11 protein-coding genes and 1 pseudogene are annotated in these 19,176 nt (G+C 54.8%); 2 read left to right on the top strand and 10 right to left on the bottom strand.

What is annotated here, in order from left to right; translation table 11 throughout:
* Window positions 1-532: 532 nt before the first annotated feature.
* The 8 genes and pseudogenes from ABF990_RS05120 to ABF990_RS05085 form a co-directional block, all read right to left on the bottom strand.
* Window positions 533-3,127: a DUF927 domain-containing protein gene (locus ABF990_RS05120; protein WP_415499868.1), complete on the bottom strand. Its 2,595-nt coding sequence runs from the start codon at window positions 3,125-3,127 to the stop codon at window positions 533-535.
* 170 nt (window positions 3,128-3,297) lie between these two features.
* The gene (locus tag ABF990_RS05115; protein ID WP_415499869.1) at window positions 3,298-3,783 is read right to left on the bottom strand and encodes a hypothetical protein; all 486 of its coding nucleotides are present in this window, start codon (window positions 3,781-3,783) and stop codon (window positions 3,298-3,300) included.
* A gap of 31 nt (window positions 3,784-3,814) precedes the next feature.
* On the bottom strand, window positions 3,815-4,087 hold the full coding sequence (locus ABF990_RS05110) for a helix-turn-helix domain-containing protein (protein WP_081797657.1): 273 nt from the start codon (window positions 4,085-4,087) through the stop codon (window positions 3,815-3,817).
* Between the two features lie 1,472 nt (window positions 4,088-5,559).
* Entirely contained in the window at window positions 5,560-6,762 is a 1,203-nt protein-coding gene (locus tag ABF990_RS05105) for a histidine-type phosphatase (protein WP_415490909.1), read from the bottom strand.
* Window positions 6,759-9,242 (bottom strand): TonB-dependent receptor domain-containing protein, encoded by a 2,484-nt coding sequence (locus tag ABF990_RS05100; RefSeq protein ID WP_415499870.1) that lies wholly within the window; start codon window positions 9,240-9,242, stop codon window positions 6,759-6,761. Before ABF990_RS05100 ends, ABF990_RS05105 begins: the two co-directional genes overlap by 4 nt.
* Before the next feature lie 110 nt (window positions 9,243-9,352).
* Window positions 9,353-10,288, bottom strand: a complete 936-nt coding sequence (locus ABF990_RS05095; protein WP_415499871.1) for a DUF4880 domain-containing protein — start codon at window positions 10,286-10,288, stop codon at window positions 9,353-9,355.
* Window positions 10,239-10,814: an RNA polymerase sigma factor gene (locus ABF990_RS05090; RefSeq protein WP_415499872.1), complete on the bottom strand. Its 576-nt coding sequence runs from the start codon at window positions 10,812-10,814 to the stop codon at window positions 10,239-10,241. The genes ABF990_RS05095 and ABF990_RS05090 overlap by 50 nt, the downstream gene beginning before the upstream one ends.
* A 224-nt stretch (window positions 10,815-11,038) precedes the next feature.
* A pseudogene (locus ABF990_RS05085) lies at window positions 11,039-11,471 on the bottom strand (IS5 family transposase); the annotation flags it as partial.
* Between the two features lie 1,099 nt (window positions 11,472-12,570).
* On the opposite strand from ABF990_RS05085, the gene ABF990_RS05080 reads away from it, so the two are divergent.
* Both ABF990_RS05080 and ABF990_RS05075 read left to right on the top strand, forming a co-directional pair.
* Entirely contained in the window at window positions 12,571-16,059 is a 3,489-nt protein-coding gene (locus tag ABF990_RS05080) for an autotransporter domain-containing protein (protein WP_415506488.1), read from the top strand.
* Window positions 16,060-16,265: 206 nt separating this feature from the next.
* On the top strand, window positions 16,266-16,952 hold the full coding sequence (locus tag ABF990_RS05075; RefSeq protein ID WP_415499874.1) for a TetR/AcrR family transcriptional regulator: 687 nt from the start codon (window positions 16,266-16,268) through the stop codon (window positions 16,950-16,952).
* A 271-nt stretch (window positions 16,953-17,223) separates the two neighbouring features.
* Here the strand turns inward: ABF990_RS05075 and ABF990_RS05070 are convergent, their stop codons facing one another.
* Window positions 17,224-17,598 (bottom strand): hypothetical protein, encoded by a 375-nt coding sequence (locus ABF990_RS05070; RefSeq protein ID WP_415499875.1) that lies wholly within the window; start codon window positions 17,596-17,598, stop codon window positions 17,224-17,226.
* Window positions 17,599-18,084: 486 nt separating this feature from the next.
* Entirely contained in the window at window positions 18,085-19,173 is a 1,089-nt protein-coding gene (locus tag ABF990_RS05065) for a flagellin (protein ID WP_415499876.1), read from the bottom strand.
* Between the last annotated feature and the right edge of the window lie 3 nt (window positions 19,174-19,176).

Genomic DNA, 19,176 nt, shown 5'->3' with positions numbered 1-19,176 from the left:
GATTCCGAACCGCCCCTGTCCCTACATCTGTCCCTACTGTCCCTACATGTACCTACATCGCTTTCCACCATGTAGGTACACCAAAAACGGCTGAATACCGCCACTTTCTTAGGGGGTGTACCTACGTACCTACATATTTTTCAAAATAGAGATATATACGCGAGCCTTTCTCCGATTGGCCTTGATCTCAATGGGATTACAAAGCCTCATAGCCCCTCCTTCTTATATACGTGTCTATTCCTCAAAATATGTAGGTACGTAGGTACACCCGTATCTTTGTCCATCAATATCAATCACTTAGCTGTCCCTACATGCCACTTAAATGTAGGGACAGATGTAGGGACATGGCTTCGGGATGTAGGGACACTCCTCTCTTGCTGTGCATTTTCAACCGCTTCGCGCCACCCCGTTCGGCCGCCGCCGCCCGCCGGTCACTCCCCACCGCCCCGCCGGGCCAACCTCCCGGCCAGCCAAACGAAAGGGGATGCCCACACGCGCCGGCATCCCCTTTCTTCTTGTTTCTTGCAAAGGCTCACTCGCCGTTCTGGTCGCCCTCGACAAGCCCCCCGGCTGTCATGATTTCAGGCGTGATGACATAGACGCGGATTTTGCCGTCGTGAGGCAGCCGTTTCTGAATGGTCAGACCCCGTCCTTGCTTCGGAGGCTGAAGCGCTCCAGCCGCCAGAACGGCTTTGGCTGCTCTAATGGGGTCAATGCCCTTGCAGATTTCATCCCATCCCTCGACTGTAATGTAATAAGCGTAAGCGTCGTCGCCATCTTTCGTTCTGACTGCTTCTCTATATCCAACGCGATCCCTGACTGCTGATAAATAGCAGTCAGCCCCCTCATTTGCTGCCCTGGCGGCGACGATGTCTTCAAAACGACTAAACCGGTGCATCGAAATGAATTTGCGGACTTGCTGAACGGCATTGATTTCTTCGCGCGACCCTATGCCGCCCCGGTCATCAATCCACGCTCTGAAGCAGGCACCCACCCCCCTAAAGGCTTCTCCTTCATCCCACGTCAGAGTCCCATATCCCCGCGCCAGTTCTCCGACCGCTGCGAAGACAGCAAACCGCTTTGCGACGCGATTGATCGCTCTGTCTGCTCCACTAGGAACATAGTCCCTGATAAACGCTTCGATATACTGATTGAACCAGTCCCGAATGTCCGCCCGACCTTTTCCCGAGATGTCCTCGATCAGGTGGGCAACGAAATGACGGCCGGCGGTGCCGTGATAACTCTCACAATCCACCTTCATCTGATCGACAAATGATTCAGATGACAGAGCGTCATGGATTGTGTCGAGCAGTCCGTAAGGTGATCCATCCACCTCCGCCTTTATAGATGTCATTCGCGCCTCGATCCCGCCCGTATATGTCCCGCCGGCTGTTTCAATGACTGTTTTCAGATGGTGCTCGCCCGTTGAGCAGAACATGATGTCGAATTCTTTTGTCTCTCTAAGCGCGATGTTCGGCCCTGAACGCAGCCCGCCTTTTCTGTTCGCCCACATGTAGATGATGCGGCCGATCTCCCTGTTGATGCCCTTATCGTCGTTTTTCAGTTCTTCAAGGAAGAGACCGATGCACGACGCTAACTCGGCTGCGTTCTCAAAACCTGTTTTCGTGCCATCGATTTCGATCATCAGTTTTGTCGGGTCGCCCCAGACGCTTGTGGCGACGTTCGAATAGGTGGACTTGCCGAGACCCGCGTCGCCCCAGATATGGACGCCGCCTGCTTCGATCACGTTGCCCAGCACTTTCAGGAGTGGGCTTGTCAACGCAAGGCAGATGCCCAGGATCAGCCGGCTGTTTCCGGCGGCTCTGGCTGCGACGTGACTCTGCCAATCCTGCAACGTGCCGGAGGCCGCGTATTTTAACCGTTCTTTGTCAGTGCTGACGTTCGGTGAAGCAAAGCGGATTTCGGCCGCGCCTGATCCTCCGATCAACTCGCCGCCCGGCATCACAAAGCGGGGGTGATCCCATCCGGCGACACTGTCCCATCCCACAGTGCTTACTGTCCGAACGAACCGTCGCGCTTCGACCGTCCCCAGAAAATCGAGCAGCAGCTTCAGCGTGCTCTCCGGGAAAAGCATCTTTTTGTCGCGAAGGTCTTTCGGTAGCGTTGATCCGCGAGCCGAAATCTGACCGCGCTGGACGACATGCTCAACCGGTTGCCCCCTGTTCTGCCACCGGAGAATCAGGCCGGCCTGCCCTGTTTCAGCAAGATCGGTTTCGGCGACGACATCAAATGGGGTCAGCGTGACTTGTTTGTCCACACCGTCCTCCCCGATGAACACCAAGCCGCTTTTCTTCATCTTGTAGCCATCTGGCATGATAGTAAACGGCCTGAAGGCGTGCTCTGGAGGAGCAGGGCGCTGCACGAGCGATACTATGTCGATACCCAGATCGTCCGGCGTTGAAACACCGGGGTTCCACCAGTCGGGAAGGTTATCCGGCAGATCGATACCGCTTACCTGGCCGCCGCATTCTCCAGTCATGTATTTGCGTTTCTTGATGTCAGCAGCGACATCCATCGCCTCGTTGATTCCGGCTTCACCCGCGTTAGGCCAGATCGTGACATCTCGGGCGAGGAGAGGTTCGATGCACGTCTTCGCTCCGACAGCCACCACAACGTGGTCAGGCAATGCTGCCTGGACGATGTCGGCAGCATATTCGTCGAGCATGCAGATCACAGGGGCATCGGGCTGTGATGTCAGTTTATCTAGCCGATAAAGAGGTATCCCGCCTCCCGTCGCCTTGCGGACTATCTCAAGGGCTTCGTCCTCAGAAACGAGATGCCAGCGTTCCCTGCCGCCGCGCCGCCCGAACACGATAGCCTGCCGCCGCATTATGCCGGTTTCGTCTGGAACCCGCAGGATGCCGAACAGCGGGCGCGATCTTTCGCTATAGTAAACGTGAATGGTCTCGGGGGCTGGCGTCATAAACGAGAAATCGTCCAGCGAAGGCACGCTATCGGGCGCCGACGGGACTAGCGTCTGATCGTCGCCTGGATGCACCGGTGCTACGGAACTATCCGTGTTTATCGGAACTATAACAGCGCTACGCCGTGTCTCTAGCGTCGGGTTGCTAGTCGCGCCGGCATCAACAGGTGTCGTCGTATTCATCGTCATCTCCATTTTTCTGGAGAAAACGCTTGACCCGCCGCCCGAAGAACCCATATCGTTAGCTATCAATCTTCGATATGCGTTTGCGTGTGCAGTCGTGTTCTTCGGGCGCTGGTCTATCTCTGTGGCGGAGATGGGTCAGCGTTTTCTTTTTGTCTGATTATCAGGTGTCAATCGGCGAGAATCTCAGACCTGACATCAGGGTAGATTTCTCGTGCGGCGCGGATCAGCTTCGACAGGGTAATGTCCGGCTTCCAGGAGCGTGGGCCGCGCTCACAGACCCAGGCTCTCATGACAACATCACGAAGCATCTCTTCTGCTATAGAGTGTGCATCTCGGCGCCAGGCCAGATCAGGATGCAGCTTGCAGAATTCATCGGCGCACATGACCGAGAGAGCATCGATTAGATCATTGATCGTATCATTATCGTCGTCGTCGATGCGGCTAATATCGATGCTCCACGTTCCGCTGCCGGTCGTCAGAACCAGATCGATGATCGCTGCCTCTGGCAAAAAACCAATCCACCAGATCGGATTTTCGTCAGATCGATATGATGGCAACCGGAGGCCGGATGCGACGGCGATACCGATCAGCCGTCCGAGTTTGTCAGGAGCGGGCGTCACCCGGTCGGTGAGAAGGATGAAATCGTTGTTCATGGGGATCGTTCCTTTCTGGGATCACTCACTTTCAGGCTGCCGCTGCGCTGGCCCGCTCCGTTTTGCGAGGGCGTCCGATCTTCGGGGTTGATGCGCTGGGACGAACGACCTGCTTCTCGATCCAGGCGTCGAGGTCAGAGCGGCGATAACGGACAGACTTCCCCATCTTGATCCAGGGCGGGCCAGCGCGCCCCTTCCGTCCGCTTACACGCAGATGCTGAAGAGTGGAGGGCGAGATTTGAAGAATATCCGCTGCCTGCTCCTGAGTCAGAAGCTGGCATGAGTCACTAGCGTTGAGAGTCATGTCTCACTCCGATCCAGTTTAGAGTTATTGGTGCAGGTTGATGCTTACACATGCAGCATGCGATACCTGAGGTCATGATGGCGTAAACCAGAAATAAAAGTAAACGACATATGTTGTTCATCTGATGATACAAAAGTGGCTCATCTTATAGTTCAAATATGCTTCAGGCTTGACGCTTTCCTTGTTGCGCTCTTTTTGCATCCCATCAACGCATTTCGAAAAACGGCAATAGAAACAATCAACTAACCAGATTTTATGTCGAAAGGGTGAAGGCACCCGCGCGGTATCAAATCGAATGGAATTTCACCCATTCCAGGCGATCTGTAGGCGGCTCGGTTTGTGAAATAAAATTCATAAACCGGCTTCTCGTTACCCTGGAGGGCTGGTGGCCGGGTAAAATTGGATGGTGGATGCAGTTAGGTGCGTCTCTAGTGCCGCTAGGAGCAGTTAGGTGCAGCTAGATGTCGTCAGTAACATCTGTGTGATGCTATCGTTTTTTAGAAGAACGGAAAATGAACATCTGAGATGGAATCTTGCGACAATTTGCGACAATCGACCTGCTAGGCAGGGGCAGTTCAGTCCATCTTGGTGCAGCTTGGCACAAAAAATATCGTTTCAAATCAACAACATGATAGGATAAGTCATTGATCGGAAAGGGGGCTATTTTTGGTTTGCTAAACCGTTGTACGGTGTCAAGCCGTACCGTGGGTTCGAATCCCATCCCCTCCGCCAATTTTTCCTAAAAATCATAGCAAAAATAATGACTTAAAGATTTTTGAGTGATCTTTATCTCCTTATTCCCCCTCTTAAAACGAACGCTTGGCCTGTCGTGGACTCTACAGGCATGCCTTTGAGCGCAATACGCACGGGCACGTAGGCGCGCCAGCGCCTGGAGCGCGGCCGCCTGTTTTTCTCGAGGTAACCAGCCAGTTCCTTTGTTTGCCCTGCCGGACGTCCAAGGCAGCTTTCACCCGCGCATGAAAGCGCCCTTGTCATGATACGTAGTTCCCTCAGGTCATGCCGGAACGTCTGTTCTGGGTCCGCAGGCAAAGCATGCCCCTCTGCCCATAGAACTTCCTGAGCAACACTCAATGAAAATGCAGCCTTTTCACCGTGCTGCCCGGAGCACGCGGCTAACGCCTTCATGGCTGGAGAAAGCATTATGCTCCCGGCCGGGCCTGTCACACCGCCATTGTCATGTCGAACGATATGGAAGCAATTGTCTTGCGAGACATGGCCATAGCGATGCACATAGCAATGAGGGGCCGTGAATACAGTCAGACAAACAGGCCCAGTATAAGAGCACTCTTTTCCGGTATGCGGGCAAAATCAGGGTCATGCGTCTCTGGCGCATATGCTCCGCAGAAAGAGCTGCTGAGGGTCTGTTCCGGCAACCGGTCATACATACCGTAGTATCGGGTGTGACCAGGTACCTGGAAAGCTGCCGGTCACACCAAGAGCGGGCAAGATCTTTATTGTGCGCCTGTACGGTGTAACGTCTGCAGGGATGGGCCACGGGCAATGACCTGCATATCCACCGCCGGGTCTGGTTCTGCCAATGTGCGCAATGCCTCCAAACCCTGATGGAACAGCCTGACGGTTACGTAAGGCCCGCTGGATGAGCGCCAGAGTTCAAACGCCAGTGTTGTATCGGGAGCGGTTGGATCGGGTTGGTCGGCAAAAGACCAGTTCAGCCCGTAGAGTGTTGCCAGCACATCCAGATTGGTGTCATGCCCGGAAAGAACGAGCAGTTTTGTCTGCTCTGTGGCTGCGGGCAACACGGTGCTGGGTTTGCCGGCCAGCACGTCCTGCACAACCGATGCCATGCTGGCCCCTTTGTGGGCGGCCAGCGTAGGCAGGCGACGGACCAGCCAGCTTTCCTGCGTATGGAGGGGGAAAACCTGTTCAATCAGGGTTGCAGGGCTTTGCTGGCCAAAAGGTTCAGCGTGCACGGACATCCCTTGCGTGTATTCCAAAAGCAGATTTTCCGCCGCTGTTCCACCTGTTGCAATACCCCCTTCAAGGTGAGGTTTGTCCTTTTTCCATACCAGTGTGGTTGTGTTGGCGCTGAGGCAACGGGGCTTGTCCGTGGTGCAGGCCGTGGGGGCCAAAACGGCCTGCAACGTGTTCATGCTGTGGCCAACAGCGGCGGGTATGGCGCTGACCCTCTGGTTGAACTCGCGCGTAATGGCGCTTTGCTCCTGCACATTCAGCGGTGTGGCCGGCCCCGCAAAAATGGGGTCTTCCTGTGCAGCCGCAAGGGAGAGGGACCGCTCCCCGCATGATGGCGCCAGATGTTCGGCCCATATGCCCCCACTCTCACGCGTGCGGTGGTCCTTGGCATCGGCCCATATGACTACGCTCCCCGGTGTTGGGCAGCCCGTCGCCGGGAGCAATCCCGCCTGAACATAGTGCTGGCGCACCATACCCACCATCTGCTCCAGTGCCTGCCTGCCGTGTTCCGTAAGCTCCCCCGGAGCAACAGGCCACTGTGCCCAGACATGGCCAGTCTGGCTTTGCAGGGTTTGCGGCGGCTTGGTTGGGCTGCGTATGCCATGGCGGGCAAGCAGCACGACCCGCTCCAGCACGGCCTCTTGCTGCGTGTCCGGGGCTGGAGGGGCGGCAAGGGCCGGTGAGCTTGCAAGCAGTGCGCATAACAGGGGCAGATATCTCATGGAATGGTCACCGCAAGGTTGAAGAACGCGCTACGTCCGGGATTACGCCAGTAAAGAGGGGCATCGCCATAGCTCTGGTTGCCCGCAAAATTGCTGATGGCCCGGTTATTGAACAGATTGCCAATTTTAAGGCTGGGCGTAATTTCGCGGAAGATGCCGCCAACATTGCGGATGCGCCAGCCCAGAGCAAGGTCGGCGGTCACGTTGCTGCCAATTTTATACTGGTTGGCAAACTGCGTGTTGCCTGCTGCATTGGTGGTGCTGTCCAACCCCCAGTGTTTGCCCACATATTTGCCAATAATGGAAAAATAAGCCCCCCGCTCGTTTTCGTAGAGCAGCCCAAAGGAGGCCAGCATGTTGGGACTGGAGGCAACATGTACATCGGTATGTTTGTACTTCGCACTGTTGACACTGTAATTTCCGTAAACTGACAGGCCATGGCCGATAACATATTGCGCTTCCAGTTCCAGCCCTTTGTATATGGCACCGCCGCTGTTCACATAGGTTGATGTCGTGCCATAACCCGGCACGGAAATCTGCGCTGCTGCAATATAGTTTGAAAAATCGATGTAATAGGCATCTGCCGCCATCATCCATTTTTTATCCCGGTAAACGGAACCGACCTGATAATTCATGGTTGTTTCGGGCTTTACATTGCCAACATTCCCGACCTGAAAAACGGAGATGGGAGGTGCCAGAAAGCCGCGGGCAATCTGCCCATACGCACTCCACTGGTTCATAATACGCTGGTTTATGGCAATGGATGGCTGCCAGGATGTAAAGGTCTGCGTGGCGTTCAGGGGCTGTTTGGTGGATTTGTTCAGTGCTGCATCGTAATCGCGGTGAAAGTATGAGTATTTGATACCAGGCTTAATGGTCATGCCCCGAAGCGGGTGTATGTCCAGTTCCAGGTAAGGCTGGAGCGTGGTGTTGGTGTCCGAAATATTGTAGCTATACGGGCTGCCCGTTTTACCTGGAACCGGGATGGCTCCTTTGGAAAGGTCCACGGCATAGCTTATACGCCTGTCTTTCTGCACATCGGCCCAGACACCAAGCTGCACGTCCACATAATGTGTTTTTGCAGTCAGGTTCAGCGTATCCCCATAATTGCGGAAATGGGCATCGGCATATTTTCCGGGAATATCCGATTTATACGTTGCCACTTTTTTGCCTGCGGCGTTGTAAAAGGTCACGCCATTGGCGTCGAGCGAGCGTTGGCTGGAATCGGTTGATTCCGTATATTCGTGCTCAAACCCGGTTGTGTAGACTGAATTTCGTAGACTAAGCCAGTCACTCAGCCGGGTTTTAAGGGCAATATAGCTAAAGTCAGAAGTATAGGTACTAGGGTTGTAACCATAATAGCACTGTCTGGTCGGGTCTTTGCACAGGCCGTAGTTTTTACCGTATTTGGCATAATCTTCCAGCGTTGCCCCTTGAGTGGTGTACTGCCATTCCTTGTTGTAGGTCGTCTGAATGGTCAGGCTGGTCTCATCCGCCAGCTTAATTTCGTCCTTGAACAGAATATTACTACGTTTTTCATAGGAATTGGTCAGGTATCCGTCTGTCTCTTCATGCTGCATGTCCAGAACGGCTTTGCCAAAACGGGTTTTGCCGCTATCCAGTTCCAGACCGCCCGCACGGGTATTAAAGCTGCCATATGTGCCATAAAGCTGGGCACCCGCTTTGCTCGGTGGTGTTTTGGAACGGAAGCCGACCGTGCCGCCAAAAGTTGCGTTGCCAATGGTGGAGGCCGTGCCGGGGCCACGGTCAATCTGTGCCTCACCCAGAAAATGTGAGATAAATAAAGACGATGTCGTATGATGAAGGTCCGATGCATCTCCAAATGGAATGCCATCATACGTCATGTTGTACTGTCCGTCCTGAAAACCGCGCAGGCTCATGGTTTCAGCTTTACCCATGCCAGGACCATTGGGGTTTTGGGTCCATATGCTGGGTTGGAACTTGATAATATCATCCACACTGGCCAACGGAATAATATTGTTATTGATAAAATTGCTTTGGATGCGCGACGTAGGTTCCGTAATATCCAGAGGCACCACCGCAGGGGACAGGCGCATGGCCCGACCCAGAACCGTGATATGTTCGTCTGTATTCTGCTCTTTTTTTGCGCTGGCGCCATGTATTCTGGCTTTGGTGGGAACCGTGGCGGATTTGCGCACGATCAGCATGTTTTTCTGGTGCGCATCGACATCCAGCCCCGTGCCCTGCAACAGGTGGGTCAGGGCAGCATCCGGCTCCATGGTGCCATAAACCGGGGTGGCGGTGGCTTTGGCGGCCAGGGCGCTATCCAGTGCAACCTGCTGCCCGGACTGACGACTGAAGGTTACAACTGCCTGATTAAGAGGCCCCGCCGGAATGGCAAAATGAACCGGAGCCGCCAAAGCATAGGAAGCAGAAAGAACGGATACGCTGCACAGACACAGCGCAAGAGAAGAAACACGGACAGAAAAAAATCGCACGGTAGTCGCCCTGCTTGTGACGGAACATACCGTTAAGAGTCAAAACTGCCACGTTTTCCGCTGGTTTTTTTTGTGACACAAATAAGACAGAACAAAAAGCACCCCGCCCTTTAATAGAGCAAAAGGGTTTGCGGAGTTTGCGTTAATCTGACCCCCAGAATGGTTTGTGCCGCCATGGCAAAATCTTCCGGCTGGTTCAGACGGAAAACACCTGTCAGCTTACGGTTGGCAAGCACTGGGGAAACATGGATCTGCCTTTGGTTGTAGCGGTTGAATGTGCTGGCAATGCTGGCCATGCTCTCATCCCGCGCTTCCAGGCGGCCAATGCTCCATGCATTCTGTGCGTCCATTTCCTCAGGTAATAAACTGCGCACTTCGGGGGGAAGGTTTCCGCTCAGACTAATCTGAGCACCAGCGCTTAAGGTCCACCACTCATCCGAATGGTGCCTGCGTAAATGCACGGTGCCCGATATACTTATGGCCGTAACCTGCGTTGGGGAGCAGGTTAAAAGCAGGCACCCCCGTGGGGCAAAAATAAGGTTACCTGCTTTGATAATCATACCTGTACGGCCCAGCACACAGCAACGCCCGGCAACAAGGCGGCTGCTCTGCAACCCCATTTTAAGCGTGGAATAACAATCCAGCGTAATGGTGCCAAATGCCGTGTGCAAAGGGGCTGAAACAGCGTTGGCGGTTGCGTAAAGGCTATTGGCCTTGCCCTGCCGTTTGGGCGTGGCAAGGAGCAAGGCAGTTGCCGCTGCGGCTGCAAAAAAGCGACGACGCGGCAGGCCAGGCAAAGGCGTGGGATGGGCGATACCGGGGGCTGCGGGGCCGTGCAGCACTGCCAGCCTGCCACTTGCCTGCCAGACGGCCTTTGCACGCAGGAAGGCTCCCTTGTGTCGTCTATCCTGATCCAGCCAGTGTTGCAGTGCCTGCTGTTCGCTTGCGGAAAGGGGGCCTTTGTCTAATCTGGCCGTCCATCCTGCTGCCGCCTCTTCAGGACTGGCGCTTGCGAGAGTGGGCGAGACGCGGGCGTCTCTCCTCATCAACGGTCATCTCCCTCTCTGATTCCGAATATTCTTTGGACAGAAAAACAAGTGCGCGGGCAAGCTGTTTTTCTACAACGTTTTCAGAAATATTTAGGTGTGCGGCGCATTCCCTCTGGCTCAGGCCACGGGCCCGGCGCAGAATAAATATGTCCCGGCAACGGGCCGGCAGCTTTGCTATGGCTTTTTCCAGAAAGCGCATTTCCTGTCGGGCATGCACAACCCGCTCAGCCGAAGGCATGGTATCTGGCATGGTCTCGGCCTGCATAAGGGCAAGGCTTGTTACCGGCACCACGCGCGCGCTCCGGTAATGCTGCATAACCAGATTGCGGCAGATGGACATAAAATAAGCGCGCGGATTGCCAATACCCGCCCAGTCGGCCTCTGCTATGGTCACATAGGCTTCATGGATAATGTCATCTGCATCAATATCCGCATAGCGGCGGAGCCTTGCGCGGATATGGTTTTCGTGCGGGAGAATATGAGTGGCCAGCCAGATACTGCACTCGTCTGTATTGTTGAACAATCGAACCCTGTGCCCGCCAGTGTGGTTGATTGGCAGGCATGTAGCAAGTGCATGAGTTACGCAGTGTGACAGTTGCATGACAAAGGACCGAACGACCGCACCGGAACGCGTCGCCAATGAAGGCTACGGGCTCGACGGCATCAAGCACAATGGCTCTGCTTTGAGGGATGTTCGCCCTTTGTCAGGGTGTCAGGGTGTCAGGGTGTCAGGGTGTCAGGGTGTCAGGGTGTCAGGGAAAGAGCCACAGCTTTTTCCGCAACATCGACAATAACGTGAATCTTCATGATCAGTGCGCCGCAGGATCGTCCGATGGCCAGATCTTCATCCCTTTTTACGGATACCCGCGCTACACTGGTGAGCGCGGGTGATCGTGCTGTCGATCATCATGTATGCTTTGTCGTGATCGATGGCCAGATGCCGGAAAATCCGCTCGATCATACCGCTTTCTCACCGCCGACACAGTCGTCTGTGCACGTTTTTCCAGCCACCGAACCGAGCAGGAAGGTCACGCCAGGGAATACCCGCACGATATCCATACAGTACGGCTTCCACGAACAGATGGTTGTCCGCAATCGTGCCGCCGACATGACCTTCCCGACCGGGAAGAAAAGCCTTTATCCGCTCCCACTGGTCGTCGCGCAAACCGTATCGCCGCATCCGTCTGCCTCCCCAAAAGCCGGGAAACAGTCAGCACAGAGAACCAGAAATTACACCCCTCATGCGACACTCCCAAGGTTTAACTGACGACATGCCACACGACGACAATAATTTAGACAATCAATGCGCTCTCATCCGAACAGGGCTATCGTTACCTGGGTGTCGTCCGAATGATGATTACTGAAGGCGATCCCAAGCGGCATCCTATGGTTCCACCGACATTGAACTCGTAACGGCTCTGCACTTGTTATCTGAGCGTTTTAAGATTGTATCAGGTGGCCGACGAGATCATGAAACATATGCAATATTTCCAGAACAAAGCCATAAGGCTTGCGTCGAACCGCAGGCTGTCACGCACGCACGTTGTATGCCTTGCCTGTTGGTTACAGTCAGTTTCCGCTCCTGCATAAGCAGGGTGACAATTCCGCTGCCCTGTCAGCAGGAATCGCCTTCGTTCTGCTGGTAATGAAGGACGGATTTTTTGCACCAGAACCGGAAAAATGCTGTTTTCGGGTACGTGCCGCAGGTTGCATGCGCTTTGAGATATTTTTTTTCGATTAAACGTCATTCGCATAGATAATATAGAAACTTTCACAAAATATCAGGGCTGGAAATACGTTGCCCGGAGGCGCAAAAGCCGTGCGGGTAAGGATATTGCTGGGGTGTAGGGCTAGACAGGCCCACTGAAATCTTTCCATTTCGCTAATAGCGCACAAGCAATGCACCCAGAATATTTATGTATAAAGAGATAACAAGAAGCATATTATTAATTAAAAATCTTTATTATAAGTATTAACAACACATAAACATTGTTTTTTTGTCTTGTTTTGTCGATTTATCTCTCCCTTATTAGGGGTTCGGGATACGAGATGGAGCGTCAAAAATGACCACATGGAGAGGGCGCGCTTGCTCTTTTTTTATGTCAAAAAATAGAACCAAAACGGTACTGTTTTTTGAAATTCAAATAGTCACGCTTGCTGTATTCTCTGCCATGGAGATAAAAAGCCCGCACGCTTATGCACAGGCCACAAACCCCTATAGTGTAGCAGCAGGAACGACAGGATATATCGCTAAAGGCACAACAGTTCTTTCTGATTCAGTGAGTATTTATGGGACGTTGACTGTCGATGGTGGTTCTCTTCTTACCACAATCGACAATACAGGCAGCTATAAAGTTGGCCTTATTTACGTCAACGGAAGCCTTGCGGATCATTCCACAATCACAGTCATGAATGGCGGCTCCGTTTCCACCACGGCGAGGGGGAATATCGTGGCCGGTCTGGACATAGGCACGATTGGTACGCTGACAGTAACCGGCGTGGGTTCAAGCCTATCATCCGGCTTTCTCCAGGCCGGTAACAACGGTGATGGCACGATCAATATTCTTGATGGAGCAACGGCCAGGGCTACCGTAACCCTTGGTGCCAATTTCTCTGGTACCACCGGTGCGATCAATCTCTCAGGAGCCGGCTCAACCCTGACAACGGGCATGCTTTACATCAATGCTGATGGCGATGGCGTGGATACCATTAGTGATGGCGCGCGGGCTATTGTTAACACGCAGGTTGTTTTCGGGTCGCAGGGTGGGACATATGGTGAGCTGAATATCGATAGCGGTGGCACGCTGTCTGTCGGGGGTGTCAACCGTATTGTCGATAATGAAGGCGCGGGCGGCAGCTATCTGTTCAGGATCGATAACGGCACGCTGGAAAATATCCAGTCAGATCTTGTTACGTCGGTTAATATCAATGTCGTTAATACCGCAACCATCCAGACAAATTCTTACCTCACCGCTCTTTACGGTCAGATGTATGGCACGGGGAGCCTGAACAAGACGGGTGCGGGTACGCTGCTTCTGACAGCGGACAATACCTATGCGGGTGCCACCACCATTGCGCAAGGTGTGCTGCAACTGGGAAATGGCGGCACCACGGGTTCGATCGCGGCATCCTCGGCCATTCATGATAACGGCTCCCTGATTGTCGATCATAGCAATATGGTTGCCCTGTCACAGGTTATCGATGGCACCGGCAGCCTGACACAGAACGGTACAGGCACTCTGCTTCTGAGTGCGGACAATACCTATACCGGGGCAACCACCATTGCACAGGGTGGGCTGCAACTGGGCAATGGCGGCACCACGGGTTCCATTGCGGCATCCTCGGCCATCCATAATAACGGTTCCCTGATTGTCGATCACAGCAATATGCTGGTCCTGTCACAGGCTATCGATGGCACCGGCAGCCTGACACAGAATGGTACAGGCACTCTGGTTCTGAGTGCTGACAATACCTATACCGGGGCCACCACCATTGCACAGGGCACACTGCAACTGGGCAATGGCAGCACGACCGGCTCGATCGCTTCCACCGCCATTCATGATAACGGCTCTCTGGTTGTGGATCGTAGCGATACGCTGACACTCTCAGAGGTTATCGACGGTACAGGTAACCTGACACAGAATGGTACAGGCACTCTGGTTCTAAGTGCTGACAATACCTATACCGGGGCCACCACCATTGCACAGGGTGGGCTGCAACTGGGCAATGGCGGCACCACGGGGTCGATCGCGGCATCCTCGGCCATTCATGATAACGGTTCCCTGATTGTCGATCATAGCAATATGCTGGCCCTGTCACAGGTTATCGACGGCACCGGCAGCCTGACACAGAACGGCACAGGCACTCTGGTTCTGAGTGCGGACAATACCTATACCGGGACTACCACCATTGCGAAGGGCACGCTGCAACTGGGCAATGGCGGCACCACAGGTTCGATTGCGGCATCCTCGGCCATTCATGATAACGGTTCCCTGATTGTCGATCATAGCGACACGGTAACTCTCGCACAGGTTATCGATGGCACGGGCAGCCTGAGTCAGGCTGGCAGGGGTACAACAGTGCTGAGTGCCGACAATACCTACACAGGAGCGACAACCGTGGAGAACGGCACGCTGGATGTGGAAGGCTCCATTGCCTCTTCAGCCGTGACGGTGCTGCGTGGCAGCACGCTGGCTGGGACGGGTTCTGTAGGGAATACGCTGGTCGCAGCCGGGGCGACCCTTGCCCCAACAGGAGTTACTGGCGTGCTGGGCGTGCAGGGAAACCTGCAGATGGCCGATGGTGCAATCCTGTCGGTGCATGACAACCATCACCCTTCCGGCACGACAATGGTGGTGAACGGGCAGACCTATGAGCAGCTCAGCTCCGGCACGGTGGCGGTGACAGGTTCCACAGCGCTCACCGGTACGCTGAATGTGAACGTCATTCCCGGCACGTTCCTCAAATCACATCAATACTATACGCTTATTTCATCCACCGGTGGCTTTTCCGGCAAAGCGGATATGCTGCGGAGCAACCTCAACAATCTCTACACCTTTCTGATGCCAAGCCTTTATTACAGTGGCGATGATCTGGATCTGCTTATGTACCGGAATAACGTGACATTCTCCTCCGTAGTGCAGACCCGCAATCAGCGCGAGGTAGGGCGGGTGCTCGATACCCTGCCTGAAAGCAATGCTCTTGTACAGGGCATGGAAAGTCTGGACGCGGCAGGCGCGCGGCAGAGCATGAACGCCCTTTCGGGCGAGGTCTATGCCTCCGCCCGCACAGCGCTGATACAGGATAGCGTGTATGTCCGTCAGGCTGCGCTGGACCGTCTGGAGACAGCCGACTGCCAGGAGGGGGGTATGGGTGGAGCCATCCACACCGCGTCACTGGCAACAGGGCGTAAGGATGAAGGCTGCCTTGCCGGGCAGGCTGTGCTGTGGGGCGAGGCCTATGGCGGGCTCGGGCACAATAATGGCGATGGCAACGCCGCCAGTATGCACCATTCCACTACCGGTTTTATCATGGGGCTTGATACCCCCATCATGGATGGCCGGTGGCGGGTAGGAGGCCTGTTCAGCTATGGCCGCTCCATGTTCGATATCGGCAGCGGGCGCGGGTCTTCAGGGCATAGCAACAACATTACCGTCGGGGGGTATGCCGGCACGCACTGGGGCGCGCTGAGCCTGAAGCTGGGGGCCGCCTACACGTGGAACATGCTGAGTCTGCAACGCAATGTAGCGTTTTCTGACTATTCCAGCCGGCAGTCCAGCAGCTATTCCGGCGGTACGGTCCAGGCGTTCGGTGAGCTTGGCTACCGTTTCCACACCACGTATGGCACGGTCGAACCCTTTGGCCATGTTGCCTATGTCAACCTTGCGACCAATGGCTATCAGGAGGAAGGCGGGGCCGCGGCCCTGCAGGGGCGTGGCATGAATACCGGGGTAACGTTCTCCACCTTCGGGGTGAAGATGTTCAAAACCGTGCGGGCTGGAAACCTGCTGCTGCTGCCGCATGGCTCTCTGGCCTACCGCCGGGCATTTGGCCTGCTTACTCCCACCAACCACACCATGCTGGCCTCTGCTGGTGGAAGCGATATGGATGTGGCAGGGGTCGCACTTTCGCAGGATTCCGCCGTGGTGGATGCCGGGGTGAGCATCCGGCTGACGGACAGGATCGATATAGGGCTTTCCTATATCGGGCAGTATGGCAACCGGTCGGTTGAAAGCGGTGCTACGGGGAGCGCGCATTTCAGATTCTAGCAGATCAAGGGATCGAAGAACCGTTTCTTAAAATCTGTAACGCCTGATTTGTGGCGTTATGGATGATGATTTCAGTTTCTGTGTGGCGAGTTTGGCTCTGCGTCCGTGACCAAGCGAGGGGCATTTAGACATGGTCAGAGCTGTATGAGCAGGCGCATTCCCGCCTGTTCGTGCGACATGTCTCCGCCTTTGTTTTTCGGTTGCCGATGAAACGACCCGCCCTACCCGCCACCGCCCCCCCCAAAAGCTCGCGCACCAGACACGCAAAAGACGTGCCCGCACGCACGCGAACCCGGCCGGAAGGCGGAAAACCCCGCACCTCCGGGCAGGAGGAGCAGGCTGACAGGCGCCATGAAATTCTGGAAATAGCAGCAGAGCTGTTCGCCGAACGGGGCTACAGCGCCACATCGATTCGCGATATCGCGGAACGGGCCGGTCTGCTGGCAGGGTCGCTCTACTATCACATCCGCTCGAAAGAGGCCTTGTTCGTTGAAATCCACAATACGGCCCTGGCAGCGGCAGCCAGACGTATCCACAACGCGCTGGAGGGCGTAACAGACCCTTGGGCGCGCCTGCAGGCGGCCTGCCTGGAAATGCTGGAAATCCAGCTCAATTCAGGCTCCCTCACCCTGCCGATCATGAATAACCTGCGCAGCGTGCCTACGAGCGTCCGCGATGTCCTGATCCAGCAACGTGACGATTTTGAAAAAATCTTTCGCGGCCTGGTCGCGGATCTGCCCCTTGATCGCAATATCGACAAAAACCTTTACCGCATTCTCCTGCTCAGCCTGCTGAACTCGGCCGATGGCTGGTTCCGCGAAGGGCGTCTGTCGCGTGAGGAAATTGCCGTGCAGATACTCAGGATTTTTCGGCATCAGTCTCCGTCACCATGACAGAACCCCCAACCAGACCGGTGGGATGGCGAGGTCGAAGAAACGCCTGAAAAACACGGCGCCCTTGCCGCAGCGCTCACGCGTGCTTTGAATTTGTAATGGTTTTGTACCGGCCAGGGCGTGATGATGCCACTCATGCATGGTCTCGTCGGTTGCCTGATACGAGGTTGCAGCGCTCACACGACTGGCACAAAGCCATTACAAGTCCAGTTTACAGTAACCGACACAAGCAGCCCCCTCCTTGAGGGTGTCAGAGACCCTGCGGCCTGCTTTATGCGCCACCATTATTTTTAAGAATACTGGTATTGTTTTTTATTCTATTGGTAATTTCAGAAAGCTTGTTTGTATAGGCCTGCCTGACATTGGCAACCGCCCGGTCAACAGGTTCCTTGGGGTATTTCTGGCATTCATCACGGATCGCCTTGGACAGACCTTTTGTAACCTCGTCAGGCGAGAGGGATTCCCGCATCTTGTCCCCGGAATAGTCACCGTGTTCCGCATTAAGATAATCGATGCACGACGCATGGGCATGCGCCGTGGTTTTCTGCATCAGCGCCCGGTAATCATCGTCTTCTTCCTGTGCCACTGCGGCATGTGAGCCTATGCCAAAGCTTACGGCCGCAAGGATCACCATCAGTTTGCGCATTGCATTCGCTTTCCCTGTTGTGACGCCATGATGCCCGATCAGGAAGACAATGGCAAAAACCTGCGGGCAATACCGATCACGCACCCGCACGTCACCCCTACGCTTGCCAGACAGGCATGCAGTCCCGCATCGTTTTTTTGATAAAGGGCCTTACGCAAGTAAAACATGCGAATATTTTCAAATATTCACGTGCTATCGCTCTTATACGCTCACACTATTTTCTGCATCATCGGTCATGACTCCACAACATGGAAGCCACTTCGCCCTGCGAAATACCAGCCCACCAGGCCACAGGCGGTCACGAGGTTTTACTGGGCGTTTGCCAACCAGCAGACTCAATCATGCCCCCTTACCGTTAGGGCCGACCTCTGGAAAATCACTCTAACCGGTAAAGGGCAGACTCGCCGCCTGCCACCCAAAGTATTGGCGCGGCAGATGTCTATAGCCTAGCCCTAAACCAGTTAGGCCAGACTTTGATAAAATCGATCAGATATAGTCGGCAAGCGACATGTTCTTCATTTTCGCAATGAGCTGGTAAGACGCTTCCAGATTCGTGCTCAGTGCGGAGGATTCCGTCGCCACCTGTGCGATATCAGCCCCCTGAATGTCCGAAACCTGGGCTTTCAGCATGGTCTGCACACTTGTCAGCGTGCTCGCGCTGGATGTCAGCCCGCTCTGCGTCGTGCCAACCGTCGATTCCATTTCCACCAGTTGGCTGATGGTTGTCTTGAGCGAGCTATTCAACTGCGTGACGAGATCGGAATACCCGGCGCTGTTGGAAGACAGCCCGCTCATGGCAGACACGATCATCATATCGCGCATCAGATCGCGGATGGGCGACCCTGTCGACGTGCTGGACGCAGTGGAACTGGTGCTGTTCTGGGTGGCAACAATCCCCATCAGGGACGAAGTGCCGCTCCCTGTAATAACCGATGTCGCAAGACTGTCCGCGTCGTCGGAGGAGACGGACAAAGCGCTCGAAAATACCGACGTGCCCGAACTGTTATCCGCGGCGGCTGTCGTTGCGTTCTCCAATACGGTGGATGCACCCGACGTACCCAGCGTGGAGACCATGCTGGAGATCTGCGTTGCGAGAGAACTGGTGGCCAGGGACGACGCGCCACCGGGCACAGGAGCCTCGGACGAGTCCTGCCCGGCAAAAATATAGCCCAGACCGTTGGATGTGTTCAGCGTATTACCGAGCACGGTCAGGGCATTCTGCGCCTCTATCGCAACGGAAGTCACGGCCGAAGACTGCGTGGTACCCGTGATACTGGTCAGGTTCGTAGACAGGGCCTGAGCCTGCGTAACCATGCTGGTCAAGGCCGTTGCGGTAATGCTCAGATTGTTTTGCGCGGTGGAGATATTGCTCTGCCATGCAGTAATCTGGGTAATTCTGGGGGCAAGGGCAATAACGGTCGAACGCGACGCCCCAAGCCCTGCATAGGTCTCGGACAATGTACCGCCCGATTGCTCCCAGGTTATATTCTGCTGCTCCAGGGTCATCTGCTTGATGGCGGCGGACAGGATGATCGAGGTGCCGCTACTTCCGTACTGGCCGACAGAGGTGCTCATGAC

It is taken from the genome of Acetobacter sp. (genome assembly GCF_047723915.1).
Taxonomy (GTDB): domain Bacteria; phylum Pseudomonadota; class Alphaproteobacteria; order Acetobacterales; family Acetobacteraceae; genus Acetobacter.
This window is presented reverse-complemented; position numbering and strand designations above follow the sequence as displayed.

Bases quoted from the DNA above. Each gene is read 5' to 3' on its own strand.
- ABF990_RS05105 (WP_415490909.1), bottom strand. From the start codon at position 6,762: ATGAGATATCTGCCCCTGTTATGCGCACTGCTTGCAAGCTCACCGGCC.
- ABF990_RS05115 (WP_415499869.1), bottom strand. From the start codon at position 3,783: ATGAACAACGATTTCATCCTTCTCACCGACCGGGTGACGCCCGCTCCT.
- ABF990_RS05065 (WP_415499876.1), bottom strand. From the start codon at position 19,173: ATGAGCACCTCTGTCGGCCAGTACGGAAGTAGCGGCACCTCGATCATC.
- ABF990_RS05120 (WP_415499868.1), bottom strand. From the start codon at position 3,127: ATGAATACGACGACACCTGTTGATGCCGGCGCGACTAGCAACCCGACG.
- ABF990_RS05110 (WP_081797657.1), bottom strand. From the start codon at position 4,087: ATGACTCTCAACGCTAGTGACTCATGCCAGCTTCTGACTCAGGAGCAG.
- ABF990_RS05095 (WP_415499871.1), bottom strand. From the start codon at position 10,288: ATGAGGAGAGACGCCCGCGTCTCGCCCACTCTCGCAAGCGCCAGTCCT.
- ABF990_RS05070 (WP_415499875.1), bottom strand. From the start codon at position 17,598: ATGCGCAAACTGATGGTGATCCTTGCGGCCGTAAGCTTTGGCATAGGC.
- ABF990_RS05075 (WP_415499874.1), top strand. From the start codon at position 16,266: ATGAAACGACCCGCCCTACCCGCCACCGCCCCCCCCAAAAGCTCGCGC.